Source organism: Haemophilus sp. HMSC071C11 (genome assembly GCF_001837655.1).
GTDB lineage: Bacteria > Pseudomonadota > Gammaproteobacteria > Enterobacterales > Pasteurellaceae > Haemophilus > Haemophilus influenzae.
In genome coordinates, this window is record NZ_KV833418.1 from 76,546 (window position 1) to 91,611 (window position 15,066).

Here is a 15,066-nt window from a genome sequence, read left to right on the forward strand (position 1 = left end):
TGGGAGTGATTATGTTAGTTGATTTACATATTTTTTTCGCCTTTTTAAGTTTGGCATTGTTAGTAATTCGTGGTGCAATGCAGCTTAATGGTAAAAATTGGCGTTCGATAAAATTATTAAAAATTTTACCGCACTTATCAGATACCTTGCTGATTGTGTCTGGCGTCGTCATTTTATACCTCTTTGCTTTTGGTATTGAATGGTGGTTAGTGGCTAAATTCGCATTACTGATTTTGTATATTGTGTTTGCTGCAAAATTTTTCAGTAAAAAAGTTTCTCAACCCAAAAGCATTTTCTTTTGGCTTGCTTGCGTAAGTTTTATTGGTGCGATGTTAATTGCCTATTTAAAATAAAACGATGTCATCTCGCCAGCTTCAAATTTTAATCTGCAAAACTTTGCCGCTTGTGCCTGATAACGTATTAATTATCGGCGAAAGTGGCATTGCTTTTTCTAAAGCAACGAATTTGCTTGGACAAGAATTTGAACATATCTTATTTGATGCGCGAAATGGCATTCATCTTGAAGCGCTGGCTATTGCAGCTGGAACACTGAAAATGGGCGGCACACTTTGTTTAGTGTTATCTGATTGGGAAAATTTATCTCAGCAGCCTGATCAAGATAGTTTACGTTGGAATGGAAATCAGTCAGCAATCGCCACGCCTAATTTTATTGATCATTTCAAACAGTGCATTGAACGTTATCATTTCCCCATTTTAAGAGAGGAAAGTGCGGTTGAATTTCCTACGGTTTTTTATTCTAACGAACATCACAAAAATGCTACGTTAGCGCAACAACAAATTATCGAGACTATTTTACAAGCCGAGCAGGATATTTATTTTCTAACCTCCAAGCGGGGAAGAGGAAAATCCGCATTATTGGGTATGCTTGCTAACCAAATTCAAGCACCAGTTTATCTCACCGCACCGAATAAAAGTGCGGTGCATTCCGTTATTGAATTTTCAGAACGAGAGATAGAATTTATCGCGCCTGATGAACTGGCTATTCGGTTACAACATGAACCAGAATTCAGTCAATCAGCTTGGTTGCTGGTAGATGAAGCGGCGGTAATCCCATTGCCGTTATTGCAAGAATATTCTCAATATTTTCAACATATTGTCTTCAGCACAACAATTCATAGCTATGAAGGTACGGGGCGTGGTTTCGAATTAAAATTTAAACGGAAAATTCACCGCACTTTTCAGCATTTTGAGCTTAAACAGCCCCTACGTTGGCAAGAAAATGACCCGTTAGAACATTTTATTGATGATCTTTTGTTGCTAAATGCCGAAGATGATTTTCAGCACTTTGACTATAACAATATTACTTATAACATAGAGGAAAACGCTAAAAATCTTTCCTTCCCCTGCTTGCGGGGGAAGGTGCCCGAAGGGCGGAAGGGGGATTTAGATATAGCCAGCCTCCCTCAAGCTTTGGAAGCTCCCCTCACAAGTAAGGGTAGTAAAGGAAAATATAATCGTCAATTTTTATTTCGAGATTTTTATGGCTTAATGACATTGGCGCATTATCGAACATCGCCACTCGATCTTCGCCGTTTACTTGATGGAGAAAATCAACGTTTTTATTTTGCCGAATATCAACAGAATTTGCTCGGTGCAATTTGGGCATTAGAAGAAGGAAATATGGCTGATGATGAGTTGATTATTCAAATTCAACAAGGCAAACGCCGCCCGAAAGGGAATCTTGTTCCACAGGCGTTATGTTTCTATGAAAACTTGCCTCAAGCCTGTAAATTACGATCTTTACGTATTTCTCGTATAGCGGTTCAGCCAAATTGGCAGCAAAAGGGCATTGGGCAAAATTTGATGCAAGCCATGGAAAATGCCGATGTGGATTTTCTTTCAGTGAGTTTTGGCTACACCGACGAACTGGCAAAATTTTGGCAAAAGTGCGGTTTTGTTTTGGTGCATTTAGGCGAGCATCAAGAAGCGAGTAGTGGTTGTTATTCAGCGATTGCCCTTAAAGGACTTTCCAAAGAAGGCTTGGCTTTAGTTGATACTGCGTACAAACAATTTCAGCGTAATCTCCCTTTATCTTTTCATCCGTTTGCCATAAATTTTGAGCAAAATCAGCTTGATTGGCAGCTTGATGATTTTGATTGGATGAGCTTAAAAAACTTCGCTAATTTTCACCGCACTTTATTTTCGAGCGTTCCTGCGATGAGGCGTTTATTAAAATTAGCGGGCAAAGAAAATTTCCCATTAATTTCCGCTTATTTAACAAAAAAACAACTTCCTATTAACAAGAAAAAAGGCGTAGAATGTTTGCGTTTAGAAATTAAACAATATTTAGAGCGAGGAACTTTATGACAGAACAAACCGCAAAACCAAAAGGCTGGTTTAAACGCGCACTTGAAAAATATGACAACTTCATTAAAGAATGGGGTTTAGATCAACCGAATTGTAGCTGCGTGCCTATGTCAGCAACAGAAGATGAAAATGGTAATTTGAAGACAAAAGAATCTTCTTTAAAGAAATAAATATTAACTGTTTTTTTAAACAGTGAACTTATTGAAAGATAGAGCAAATTCCAGTACACTATGCCTCAATTTTACACAAGATTGACGCATTATTTATATTTATGAAAACGGCTTTTTTCCAACCTGATATTCCAACCCAACCCAATGATCACAAAATTTTAGGCAATGTATTACCAGGCGCTGATGCATTGGCGATTAGTGAAATTGCAGAGCAAAACCAAAATTTAACCGTAGTGGTGACTCCAGATACACGAAGTGCGGTGCGTTTATCACGTGTTTTATCGGAATTAAGCAGTCAAAATGTATGCCTTTTCCCTGATTGGGAAACCTTACCTTACGATACTTTTTCTCCCCATCAAGAAATTATTTCCTCTCGTTTAAGTGCGCTTTTCCATTTACAAAATGCGAAAAAAGGCATTTTCTTATTGCCGATTTCGACATTAATGCAACGCCTTTGCCCGCCACAATATTTACAACACAATGTGCTTCTGATTAAAAAAGGCGATCGTTTGGTCATCGATAAAATGTGCTTACAATTAGAAGCAGCGGGCTATCGAGCTGTGGAGCAAGTATTAGAACACGGCGAGTACGCAGTTCGTGGTTCCTTGTTGGATCTTTTCCCAATGGGAAGTGCGGTGCCTTTTCGCCTTGATTTTTTTGATGATGAAATTGATTCTATTCGCACTTTTGATGTGGATACGCAACGCACTCTTGATGAAATTAACTCAATTAATCTTTTGCCAGCTCACGAATTTCCAACGGACGACAAAGGGATTGAATTTTTCCGTGCGCAATTTCGTGAAACTTTTGGGGAGATTCGCCGAGATCCCGAACATATTTATCAGCAAATCAGTAAAGGTACCTTGATTTCTGGCATTGAATATTGGCAGCCACTTTTCTTTGCTGAAATGGCAACTTTATTTGATTATTTGCCGGAGCAAACGCTGTTTGTAGATATGGAAAATAATCAAACGCAAGGCGAGCGTTTTTATCAAGATGCCAAACAGCGTTATGAACAACGTAAAGTGGATCCGATGCGTCCGCTTTTATCGCCTGAAAAATTATGGCTTAATGTAGATGAAGTCAATCGCCGATTGAAATCTTATCCACGTATTACATTTAAAGCGGAAAAAGTGCGGTCATCGGTACGCCAGAAAAATTTACCTGTTGCCGCTCTACCAGAAGTGACTATTCAATCCCAGCAAAAAGAACCATTGGGACAATTACGTCAATTTATTGAGCATTTTAAAGGAAATGTACTGTTTTCTGTGGAGACGGAAGGTCGCCGAGAGACTTTGCTTGATTTGCTTTCACCGTTAAAACTCAAGCCAAAACAAATTCAATCTTTAGAACAGATTGAAAATGAAAAATTTAGCTTGTTAGTCAGCTCTCTTGAACAAGGTTTTATAATTGAACAATCGCTTCCTGTTGCGATTATTGGCGAAGCTAATTTACTTGGCGAGCGCATTCAACAACGTTCTAGAGACAAACGTAAAACAATTAATCCTGATACGCTTGTACGAAATCTTGCCGAACTGAAAATAGGGCAACCAGTTGTGCATCTTGATCACGGTGTGGGACGTTATGGCGGTTTGGTCACCTTAGATACAGGCGGCATTAAAGCCGAATATTTGCTACTAAATTATGCAAATGAATCGAAACTTTATGTGCCAGTGACTTCATTACATTTGATTAGCCGTTATGTTGGTGGCTCTGATGAAAGTGCGCCATTACATAAATTAGGGAACGAGGCTTGGGCGAAATCACGCCAAAAAGCTGCGGAGAAAATTCGTGATGTGGCGGCAGAGTTATTAGATGTTTACGCACAACGTGAAGCGAAGAAAGGCTTTGCCTTTAAATATGATCGTGAAGAATTTCAACAATTTTCCGCAACCTTTCCTTTTGAAGAAACCTACGATCAGGAAATGGCAATTAATGCGGTAATTTCGGATATGTGTCAGCCTAAGGCAATGGATCGCCTTGTTTGTGGTGATGTGGGTTTTGGTAAAACTGAAGTGGCAATGCGCGCTGCCTTTTTGGCTGTGATGAATCATAAGCAAGTAGCAGTGCTAGTGCCAACCACACTGTTAGCCCAACAGCATTATGAGAATTTTAAAGATCGTTTTGCGAATTTGCCTGTGAATGTCGAAGTGTTATCGCGTTTCAAAACTGCAAAAGAACAAAAACAAATTCTGGAAAACCTTGCAGAAGGAAAAGTCGATATATTAATTGGTACCCATAAATTAATTCAATCAGATGTAAAATTTAACGATCTTGGATTGTTGATTATTGATGAAGAACATCGTTTTGGTGTAGGGCAAAAAGAGAAAATCAAACAGCTTCGTGCGAATATCGATATTCTTACGCTAACGGCAACGCCAATTCCTCGAACGCTTAATATGGCGATGAATGGCATTCGTGATCTTTCCATTATTTCCACACCTCCTGCTCGCCGATTAAGTATTAAAACCTTCGTCCGTCAGAATGACGATCTTGTTGTACGAGAAGCGATTTTGCGTGAAATTCTCCGAGGTGGGCAGGTTTATTATCTCCACAATGATGTCGCAAGCATTGAAAATACAGCAGAAAAACTGACCACGCTTGTGCCAGAGGCGCGAGTAATTGTGGGGCACGGACAAATGAGAGAACGTGAGTTAGAACGTGTGATGAGTGATTTTTATCATCAGCGTTATAACGTCTTAGTTTGTTCAACCATTATCGAAACGGGTATTGATGTACCAACGGCAAATACCATTATTATTGAACGAGCGGATCATTTTGGTTTGGCTCAGTTGCATCAATTACGTGGACGAGTCGGGCGTTCACATCATCAGGCTTATGCTTATTTGCTTACGCCCCCACCTAAAATGATGACAAAAGATGCTGAACGCCGTCTAGATGCGTTGGAAAATCTTGATAATCTTGGGGCTGGTTTTATCTTGGCAACCCACGATTTAGAGATTCGTGGTGCTGGCGAATTACTTGGAAACGAACAAAGTGGACAAATTGAAAGCATCGGTTTTTCGCTTTATATGGAATTATTGGATGCAGCGGTTAAAGCGTTAAAAGAAGGGCGTGAACCATCATTAGAAGAATTGACGCAACAACAAGCGGATATTGAATTGCGTGTGCCTGCTTTACTGCCTGATGATTATCTAGGAGACGTGAATATGCGTTTATCCTTTTATAAACGCATTGCTGCAGCAGAGAGTAAAGCAGAATTAGATGAATTAAAAGTTGAGTTGATTGACAGATTTGGATTATTGCCTGATGCAACGAAAAATTTATTACAAATTACAGAGTTGCGTTTATTGGTTGAGCCGTTGAACGTTGTGCGAATTGATGCTGGAACACAAGGCGGTTTTATTGAGTTTTCAGCAAAAGCACAAGTGAATCCAGATAAATTTATTCAATTAATTCAAAAAGAACCTATTGTGTATCGATTTGATGGCCCATTAAAATTTAAGTTTATGAAAGATCTATCCGATAACAAAGTGCGGTTAGAATTTGTGGTGGATTTGTTAAGAACGATTGCTGCATAAAAAGAAGCCCGATCATTGTGATCGGACTTTTTTCTTAAATATATCAAGCAGATTATTGCACTAATAAATAGAAATTACTGTCACCTCGTAAAATATTAAGTGCAACTGCTGACGGTTCAGTTTCAAGCACTTTATTTAATTCACGAATGTTTTCGATCATTTGACGATTAATACCAATAATAATATCGCCCGATTTTAAACCACGTTGTGCAGCCAGCGAATTAGGTTGAATTTTTGTGATTTTAATTCCTTTAACGCCTTTAGCATCGTAGTCTTTCAATGTTGCACCATCTAATGCAGGCAACTCAGTTTTTGAGGAAAGTTGGCTACCATCATCCGCTTGTAATTTCATTTTAACGTCGTGGGATTTGCCATCACGTAAGTAAGTCAAGCTAATCTCTTTGCCTGCACCAGTGGTTGCGATTTTTGCACGAATTTCAGCGAAACTTGAGATTTTTTGACCGTTCATCGCCGTGATAATATCGCCCGCTTTAAGTCCTGCTTTTTCAGCAGCAGATTTCGGTAAAACTTCACTTACAAATGCGCCTTGTTGCGCGCTTACATTAAAGGCTTTGGCTAAATCAGCATTGAGTTCGCCCCCTTTAATACCAAGCAATCCGCGACGCACTTGACCAAATTCTAAAATTTGTTGCACTAAATTGCTTGCTTGATTACTTGGAATCGCAAAGGCAATTCCTGCATTGCCACCGCTTGGAGAAATAATTGCGGTATTAATTCCAATAAGTTCGCCATTTAGATTGACTAATGCACCACCCGAATTACCGCGGTTTACTGCTGCATCGGTTTGAATATAGTTTTCATAAGTGCCACTGTCAGAACCTGTTGAACGACCCAATGCAGAAACAATACCTGATGTCACAGTTTGACCTAAACCAAATGGATTACCGATTGCAACAGTGAAATCGCCTACGCGTAATTTGTCGGAATCAGCAAATTTGATTTCTGTTAAATTACTTGGTTTTTCAAGCTGTACTAATGCAATATCTGATTGTTCATCTTTACCCACTAATTTTGCTTTAAATTCACGCCCATCTTGTAATTGCACGGTAATTTTATCAGCTCCATCAATAACATGATTATTGGTTAAAACATAGCCTTTGCTTGCATTAATAATGACACCAGAACCTAAACCACGGAAGTTACGCTTTGACTCTCCACGTCCACCAAATTGTTCGGCAAAACGATCGCCAAAGAAGAATTTAAATTCTTCAGGAATATCGTCTAGGAAAGGAGAACGAGAATCTACTTTAGCTTTTCCTTCAACGGAAAGAGTGACAACGGCAGGTTGTACTTTTTCTAACATCGGTGCAAGACTGTTTTGTTCCGAAACAAAACTTGGCAAAGTGGCTTGAGCAACAAATGATGTGCTTAATACACTTAATCCAAGTGCAATACTATTTAATACAAAACGTGTTTTTTTCATAAATACTCCAAAATAAATTTCAGATAACGTGGTCTGTAAGACAAAAAAATAAAAAAAATGTTCAATAAGAGGAGAGCAAATTATCTTGTTTAAAAGGAAATCGGAGCAGTACAAAAACGGTCTTACAAGTAGCAAATTCTATAAATTTATGTTCTAATACGCGCAATTTTCTAGTCAATAAAAAGGTCAAAAAATGAGCTGGATTAACCGAATTTTTAGTAAAAGTCCTTCTTCTTCCACTCGAAAAGCCAATGTGCCAGAAGGCGTGTGGACAAAATGTACTGCTTGTGAACAAGTACTTTATAGTGAAGAACTCAAACGTAATCTGTATGTTTGCCCGAAATGTGGTCATCATATGCGTATTGATGCTCGTGAGCGTTTATTAAATTTATTGGACGAAGATTCAAGCCAAGAAATTGCGGCAGATTTAGAACCAAAAGATATTTTAAAATTCAAAGATTTAAAGAAATATAAAGATCGTATCAATGCGGCGCAAAAAGAAACGGGCGAGAAAGATGCGCTAATTACTATGACAGGTACACTTTATAATATGCCAATCGTTGTGGCTGCATCGAACTTTGCTTTTATGGGCGGTTCAATGGGTTCTGTAGTTGGTGCAAAATTTGTTAAAGCGGCTGAAAAAGCGATGGAAATGAATTGTCCGTTTGTATGTTTCTCTGCGAGTGGTGGTGCTCGTATGCAGGAAGCATTATTCTCTTTAATGCAAATGGCAAAAACCAGTGCCGTACTTGCTCAAATGCGTGAAAAGGGTGTGCCATTTATTTCAGTATTAACGGATCCGACTTTAGGCGGCGTATCAGCCAGTTTTGCGATGTTAGGGGATTTAAATATTGCCGAGCCAAAAGCCTTAATTGGTTTTGCAGGGCCACGCGTTATTGAACAAACTGTGCGTGAAAAATTGCCAGAAGGTTTCCAACGTAGTGAGTTTCTACTTGAGAAAGGGGCAATTGATATGATCGTGAAACGTTCAGAAATGCGTCAAACTTTAGCAAGTGTACTGAGTAAATTAACGAATCAACCTTCTCCTTTTGTAGAACCTGAACTCATTTCAGAAGATGAATAATATGCAACTTAAAGCCACTTCGCCACTCGCTGAGTGGCTTTCTTATTTAGAAAAAAGCCATTTTAAACCTATTGATCTCGGTTTAGATCGTATTCAATCCGTGGCAGAAAAATTGGATTTACTTCATCCCGCCCCTTATGTGATAACTGTGGGGGGGACGAATGGTAAAGGCACGACTTGTCGCTTGTTAGAAACGATTCTGCTTAATCACGGATTACGTGTAGGCGTGTATTCTTCGCCCCATTTATTGCGTTATAACGAGCGAGTACGCATTCAAAATCAAGATTTACCCGATGAAGCACATACCGCCTCTTTTGCTTTTATTGATGAAAACAAAACAGAATCGCTGACTTATTTTGAATTTAGCACCCTTTCTGCATTGCATTTATTTAAGCAAGCAAAATTAGATGTGGTGATTTTAGAAGTGGGTTTGGGCGGCCGTTTAGATGCGACCAATATTGTGGATAGCCATCTTGCTGTGATTACTAGCATCGATATTGATCACACCGATTTTCTTGGGGATACCAGAGAGGCCATTGCTTTTGAAAAAGCAGGAATTTTCCGCGAAAATTGCCCTGTCGTGATTGGTGAACCTAATGTGCCGCAAACAATGTTAGATCAGGCCGAAAAATTACATTGCCAAGTTGCTCGTCGTGATGTGGATTGGTTATTTGAGCAAAATGCTGAAAATTGGCAATGGCAAAATAAAAAAGTGCGGTTAGAAAATTTGCCGTTTTGTCAGATTCCATTGGCGAATGCCGCAACGGCTCTGGCTGCCGTTCAATATTTACCTTTTGATATTTCAGAACAGACTTTGCGAAAATCTTTGCAAGAGGTAGAACTGGTTGGTCGTTTTCAAGCTATAAAAACAGATAAACGTGAAAAATTAGCGGATTATCTTGGCGTACCAGTTGAAACCTTGCCAACAATTATCGTTGATGTAGGGCATAATCCTCACGCTGCAAAATATTTATCTGAAAAATTGACCGCACTTAAACGTAGCATCGAGGGTAAAATGATTGCCGTGTGTGGGATGCTCAAAGACAAAGATGCAAATGGGGTATTTGAGCATTTAACACCTATTATTGATGAATGGCATTGTGTAACTTTAGGCGGCTATCGCGGGCAGTCAGGCGATGAATTAGCAGAGAAATTGAAAAGTCATTTCCCAAATATTCAAGCTACATCAGATAATTCTGTTATGGATGGTGTGTGTACAGCACTCAAAAGTGCGGTAAAAAATGATGTGGTTTTAGTCTTTGGATCTTTCCACACCGTTGCTGAATTTTGGGCTGTGGTGGAATAAAATGTACCATCAAAGCAAAGGGCTGATATTTAAAATCAGCCCTTATTTTTTGGAATATTATTTCCAAGAATATTTCACACCCACGGTGCCTTGGTAACCTTTGTGACTATTTTTTTCTCTGTTTTATCTTTTATATCAATTGTGAGTTCAACGACAATTAAAGTAAACCCTTTAGCATAAAACAGTATTTTCCTTATCGGTTGGATTTTAACCAGTTTGTGTTTATTTAACAAGTTTAGATTAGTGTGATTTTAGAAAAATAGAAGAAATATGATTTAGAACAATATTTATAATGTGGTGCTGTTTGGCAATGGCTGAGGTTCCCCTAAAAAATAAGGCTCAACACCTAATATCAAGTCAAAAACCGCTTTTATGCGGGCAAAAACTTCTCTTATTTGTGTGGAAAAATGTAATTCTGGCTGTTTTGCCACAAAGCAAATGGCATCAATATTATGTGCTTGGGCAATTAATAGCGCGCGTTCGCAATGAAATTTTTGACTGACAATCGTAAATGTTTTCACTTGGAAAATTTTATCGGCGCGGATAACGGAATCTAGGGTGCGAAAACCTGCAAAATCACAGAACATTAAAGTTTCTGGCACGCCCATTTTGCGTAAATCGCGAAACATTGCTCTTGGTTCGTTATATTGCAAAGTTCGGTTGTCACCACTTAATAAAAGATAATTCACTTTTTGTTGTTCGATTAGGCTTTTAGCTGCCATTAAGCGACTATCGTAATAAACGTTCGGTTTTCCGCTGACGGTGTATTTTGATGTGCCAAGCACAAGGGCGCAGGGGCGAAAGGGGAGTTCATCAATATTTGTGAATATTTTATCGCGAACATAAAAACTGACGCCTCGATCCACTAGCAAGCAAAGTATAATCAATGCAAAGATTGCGTAGAGTAGTGCGCGAAAAAGTACGGTGAATTTTGGAGATAATTTTTTTACTAGCATAGCGGTAAACATAATGAAAAATCGACCGCACTTCAAGGAGAATTTGATGGATTTTGTGAATCGCATTGATGTGCGATAATTTAGCCGTTTAGACGGCTAAAATTTCTTGACAAGCTAATCGACTTACTGATAGTTTAAACGCCATTCTGATTATTACGATAGGTTTTCAATGTCTGTGCAAAATGTAGTGCTTTTTGACACACAGCCTTTAACTCTGATGCTTGGCGGCAAACTTTCCCATATTAATGTCGCGTATCAAACTTATGGCACACTCAATGCCGAAAAAAATAATGCGGTATTAATTTGCCATGCTTTGACTGGCGATGCTGAGCCTTATTTCGATGATGGTCGAGATGGCTGGTGGCAGAATTTTATGGGAGCAGGTTTAGCATTGGATACGGATCGTTATTTTTTTATTAGCTCGAACGTATTAGGTGGGTGTAAGGGAACAACTGGGCCTTCATCAATTAATCCGCAAACGGGTAAACCTTATGGCAGCCAATTTCCTAATATTGTTGTGCAAGATATTGTTAAAGTACAAAAAGCCTTGCTTGAACATCTTGGTATTAGCCATTTAAAAGCCATTATTGGTGGATCTTTTGGCGGTATGCAAGCGAATCAATGGGCGATTGATTATCCTGATTTTATGGATAATATCGTGAATCTTTGCTCATCCATTTATTTTAGTGCTGAAGCCATAGGCTTTAACCATGTTATGCGTCAAGCGGTAATTAATGATCCCAATTTTAACGGCGGCGATTATTATGAGGGGACACCGCCAGATCAAGGGTTATCTATTGCGCGTATGCTAGGTATGCTGACTTACCGCACCGATTTACAACTAGCCAAAGCCTTTGGGCGTGCTACAAAATCAGATGGCAGCTTTTGGGGCGATTACTTTCAAGTGGAATCCTATCTTTCTTACCAAGGCAAAAAATTCTTAGAACGTTTTGATGCCAATAGTTATTTGCATTTGTTACGTGCGTTGGATATGTATGATCCAAGTTTGGGGTATGAGAATGTCAAAGAGGCATTATCACGTATTAAAGCACGCTATACGTTGGTTTCTGTGACAACGGATCAACTTTTTAAACCCATTGATCTTTATAAAAGTAAACAGCTTTTAGAGCAAAGTGGAGTCGATCTACATTTTTATGAATTCCCATCAGATTACGGACACGATGCGTTTTTAGTGGATTATGATCAGTTTGAAAAACGAATTCGAGATGGTTTGGCAGGTAATTAATTAGTCATAAAAAAGTGCGGTGAAATTTCACCGCACTTCTTCTTTTATAACCAGTTATTCTTCAGAACTGCTTTCTTCCAAAGAATCTTCTTCATCTGCATCACAAACACGTTCTAAACTTACTACGTGTTCATCATCGGCAGTACGAATTAAGCGAACACCTTGCGTGTTACGCCCTACAATGCTCACTTCGCTTACGCGTGTGCGAACAAGCGTTCCTGCATCAGTGATCAACATAATTTGGTCTGTTTCTTCTACTTGAGTTGCAGCAACGACTTTACCATTGCGTTCACTCACTTTAATCGAAATCACACCTTTTGTATTACGTGATTTAGTTGGGTATTCACTTAATTGTGTGCGTTTTCCGTAGCCGTTTTGTGTTGCTGTTAAAATTTCCCCTTCACCTTTTGGCACAACGAGAGAAACCACTTTATCGATATTTAAGTCTAATGATGCTTCAGCGTTGTCATCAGAAATATCTTCAATTTCTACCGCACTTTCATCGTCAGAAATATCGTTTGTTAAAGCCAGTTTGATACCGCGAACACCTGTTGCTAAACGCCCCATTGCACGCACGGCATTTTCAGCAAAACGCACCACGCGACCTTGCGATGAGAACAACATAATTTCGTTGCTGCCATCAGTAATATCCACGCCGATTAATTCATCTTCGTCACGTAAATTCAATGCGATGATACCGTTTGAACGTGGACGGCTAAATTCGGTTAAGGCGATTTTCTTCACAATACCGCCAGCAGTTGCCATGACTACGAATTTATCTTCTTCGTAAGCAGAAACTGGCAAGATTGCAGTAATACGTTCGTTTTCTTGTAACGGAAGAATATTCACAATTGGACGACCGCGTGCACCACGGCTTGCTTGTGGAAGTTGATATACTTTCAACCAATATAAACGACCACGGCTAGAGAAGCAGAGGATGGTATCGTGAGTATTTGCCACCAGTAATTTTTCGATGAAATCTTCTTCTTTCATCTTCGTTGCAGATTTGCCTTTACCGCCACGGCGTTGTGCTTCATAGTCAGTCAGTGGTTGGTATTTCACATAACCTTCGTGAGAAAGCGTCACAACCACGTCTTCTTGTGCGATTAAATCTTCTAAATCAATATCGCCAGAAGCAGCGGTAATTTCAGTTAAACGATCATCGCCAAATTGTGCTTTCACTTCTTCTAATTCTTCACGAATCACTTCCATTAAACGTTCTGCGCTACTTAAAATATGAAGAAGATCCGCAATTTTAACTAATAATTCTTCATATTCTTTTATAACTTCTTCAAACGCAATGCCCGTTAAACGGTGTAAGCGAAGTTCTAGAATTGCGTTTACTTGCGCTGGTGATAAGTAATACTGTTCACCTTGAATACCAAGATTTTCTTCTAACTCATCAGGACGAGCGGAAACATCAAGAAGATTAATAATATCGCTATGTAATGTCCAAGAACGTGAACTGATTGCTGTTGCGGCCTCTTCACGGTTTTTAGAGTTGCGAATAATTGCAATCATTTCATCGATATTAGAACGAGCAACCGCTAAACCTTCCAAAATGTGCGTACGTTCACGTGCTTTGCGAAGCTCAAAGATAGAACGACGTGTCACCACTTCACGGCGGTGTAAAACGAAGGATTCAATGATTTCTTTAAGATTAAATAAACGTGGCTGACCGTGATCCAATGCCACCATATTGATACCAAAGGTCACTTGCATTTGAGTGAGTGAGTAAAGATGGTTTAATACCACTTCCCCCACTGCATCACGTTTAATATCAATTTCAATACGGATCCCTTCTTTGTTTGAAAGGTCAGTAATATTGCTGATGCCTTCGATTTTTTTCTCGCGAATTAATTCGGCAATTTTCTCGACTAATTTTGCTTTATTTACTTGGTATGGCAATTCAGACACGATAATTTGCTCGCGTCCTTTTTCGTTGGTTTCTACGGTTGCACGAGCACGAACATAAACTTTACCACGACCAGTGCGATAGGCTTCTTCAATCCCTTTACGACCATTAATTAATGCAGCGGTTGGAAAGTCTGGGCCCGGAATATGTTGCATTAATTCATCAATGGTAATTTCATTGTTGTCAATATAAGCCAAACAACCATTTAATACTTCGTTTAAGTTGTGAGGGGGAATGTTAGTTGCCATCCCCACCGCAATACCAGAAGAACCATTTGCTAAAAGTGCTGGAATACGAGTTGGCAATACATCTGGGATCATTAATTCGCCATCATAGTTTGGCGAGAAATTGACGGTTTCTTTATCCAAATCAGTGAGCAATGCTTGCGTAATTTTTTGCATACGCACTTCGGTATAACGCATTGCAGCTGGCGCATCACCATCAATTGAACCAAAGTTACCTTGCCCATCAACCAACATATAGCGAAGTGAGAATGGTTGTGCCATACGAACGATGGTATCGTACACGGCTGAGTCACCATGCGGGTGATATTTACCGATTACATCACCCACAACACGCGCTGATTTTACGTATTTTTTATTGGCGGTATTGCCTTCGCGATCCATTGAGAACAGTACGCGGCGGTGAACTGGTTTTAAACCATCTCGAACGTCAGGTAATGCACGCCCAACGATAACCGACATCGCGTAGTCAAGGTAGGAAGATTTAAGTTCTTCTTCGATATTGACAGGGGTGATAGATGATTGGATTGAATCCGTCATTGGTATTCCTTTTTTGATCAAAAATTGTGGCGGATTATAGCATAAAATTGTGGATATGTGGTTTTTGATATCAGGATTTCGCCTGATGGCGACTTACTTTTTCTTTGCTTTGCCAAAGAAAAAGTAGGCAAAAAGAAAGGCAACCCTGCTTTTCCTTATTTCCTTTGTTTCATACAATTTGCTTAACGGAAATTTTCTAAACTCGCCGCAAGCGGCTCAAACAGACGAAAATTTCCTACAAATTCAATTCCACAAAGGTGGAAAAGAAGGGAACCCAATTTGTTCTTTATCCG

10 protein-coding genes are annotated in these 15,066 nt (G+C 39.3%); 7 read left to right on the plus strand and 3 right to left on the minus strand.

Going from position 1 to position 15,066, the window contains the following annotated elements; all coding sequences use genetic code 11:
* The first annotated feature begins 11 nt into the window (after positions 1–11).
* The 4 genes from HMPREF2644_RS05540 to mfd all read left to right on the plus strand — a co-directional run bounded on the left by HMPREF2644_RS05540 (position 12) and on the right by mfd (position 6,040).
* Positions 12–353 carry a SirB2 family protein gene (locus HMPREF2644_RS05540; protein WP_005652996.1) on the plus strand — a complete coding sequence of 114 codons (342 nt, stop codon included), beginning with the start codon at positions 12–14 and terminating at the stop codon, positions 351–353.
* 4 nt (positions 354–357) lie between these two features.
* Positions 358–2,328, plus strand: a complete 1,971-nt coding sequence (locus HMPREF2644_RS05545) for a tRNA(Met) cytidine acetyltransferase TmcA (RefSeq protein WP_011961904.1) — start codon at positions 358–360, stop codon at positions 2,326–2,328.
* Positions 2,325–2,498, plus strand: coding sequence for a DUF5363 domain-containing protein (locus HMPREF2644_RS09280; protein WP_011272700.1), 174 nt, complete (start codon positions 2,325–2,327; stop codon positions 2,496–2,498). The genes HMPREF2644_RS05545 and HMPREF2644_RS09280 overlap by 4 nt, the downstream gene beginning before the upstream one ends.
* Before the next feature lie 101 nt (positions 2,499–2,599).
* Complete coding sequence (mfd, locus tag HMPREF2644_RS05550; RefSeq protein ID WP_038441069.1) at positions 2,600–6,040, plus strand: transcription-repair coupling factor; 3,441 nt, start codon at positions 2,600–2,602, stop codon at positions 6,038–6,040.
* A gap of 52 nt (positions 6,041–6,092) precedes the next feature.
* Here mfd and HMPREF2644_RS05555 read toward each other — a convergent pair whose 3' ends face one another.
* Complete coding sequence (locus HMPREF2644_RS05555) at positions 6,093–7,484, minus strand: DegQ family serine endoprotease (RefSeq protein WP_011272698.1); 1,392 nt, start codon at positions 7,482–7,484, stop codon at positions 6,093–6,095.
* Positions 7,485–7,677: 193 nt separating this feature from the next.
* On the opposite strand from HMPREF2644_RS05555, the gene accD reads away from it, so the two are divergent.
* Together accD and folC are read left to right on the plus strand one after the other, a co-directional pair.
* Entirely contained in the window at positions 7,678–8,568 is an 891-nt protein-coding gene (accD, locus tag HMPREF2644_RS05560; protein WP_005694317.1) for an acetyl-CoA carboxylase, carboxyltransferase subunit beta, read from the plus strand.
* 1 nt (position 8,569) lies between these two features.
* Positions 8,570–9,874: a bifunctional tetrahydrofolate synthase/dihydrofolate synthase gene (gene folC, locus HMPREF2644_RS05565; RefSeq protein WP_038441072.1), complete on the plus strand. Its 1,305-nt coding sequence runs from the start codon at positions 8,570–8,572 to the stop codon at positions 9,872–9,874.
* Between the two features lie 287 nt (positions 9,875–10,161).
* On the opposite strand, the gene HMPREF2644_RS05570 is transcribed toward folC, so the two are convergent.
* Positions 10,162–10,842, minus strand: a complete 681-nt coding sequence (locus HMPREF2644_RS05570) for a SanA/YdcF family protein (protein WP_070828298.1) — start codon at positions 10,840–10,842, stop codon at positions 10,162–10,164.
* Positions 10,843–10,999: 157 nt separating this feature from the next.
* Between HMPREF2644_RS05570 and HMPREF2644_RS05575 the strand changes: the two genes are divergently transcribed.
* Positions 11,000–12,076, plus strand: coding sequence for a homoserine O-acetyltransferase MetX (locus tag HMPREF2644_RS05575; RefSeq protein ID WP_005689855.1), 1,077 nt, complete (start codon positions 11,000–11,002; stop codon positions 12,074–12,076).
* A 54-nt stretch (positions 12,077–12,130) separates the two neighbouring features.
* On the opposite strand, the gene gyrA is transcribed toward HMPREF2644_RS05575, so the two are convergent.
* On the minus strand, positions 12,131–14,773 hold the full coding sequence (gene gyrA / locus HMPREF2644_RS05580; RefSeq protein ID WP_005689853.1) for a DNA topoisomerase (ATP-hydrolyzing) subunit A: 2,643 nt from the start codon (positions 14,771–14,773) through the stop codon (positions 12,131–12,133).
* Between the last annotated feature and the right edge of the window lie 293 nt (positions 14,774–15,066).

Coding starts and splice junctions, on each gene's coding strand:
- HMPREF2644_RS05540 (WP_005652996.1), top strand. CDS start 12: ATGTTAGTTGATTTACATATTTTTTTCGCCTTTTTAAGTTTGGCATTG.
- HMPREF2644_RS05545 (WP_011961904.1), top strand. CDS start 358: ATGTCATCTCGCCAGCTTCAAATTTTAATCTGCAAAACTTTGCCGCTT.
- HMPREF2644_RS09280 (WP_011272700.1), top strand. CDS start 2,325: ATGACAGAACAAACCGCAAAACCAAAAGGCTGGTTTAAACGCGCACTT.
- mfd (WP_038441069.1), top strand. CDS start 2,600: ATGAAAACGGCTTTTTTCCAACCTGATATTCCAACCCAACCCAATGAT.
- HMPREF2644_RS05555 (WP_011272698.1), bottom strand. CDS start 7,484: ATGAAAAAAACACGTTTTGTATTAAATAGTATTGCACTTGGATTAAGT.
- accD (WP_005694317.1), top strand. CDS start 7,678: ATGAGCTGGATTAACCGAATTTTTAGTAAAAGTCCTTCTTCTTCCACT.
- folC (WP_038441072.1), top strand. CDS start 8,570: ATGCAACTTAAAGCCACTTCGCCACTCGCTGAGTGGCTTTCTTATTTA.
- HMPREF2644_RS05570 (WP_070828298.1), bottom strand. CDS start 10,842: ATGTTTACCGCTATGCTAGTAAAAAAATTATCTCCAAAATTCACCGTA.
- HMPREF2644_RS05575 (WP_005689855.1), top strand. CDS start 11,000: ATGTCTGTGCAAAATGTAGTGCTTTTTGACACACAGCCTTTAACTCTG.
- gyrA (WP_005689853.1), bottom strand. CDS start 14,773: ATGACGGATTCAATCCAATCATCTATCACCCCTGTCAATATCGAAGAA.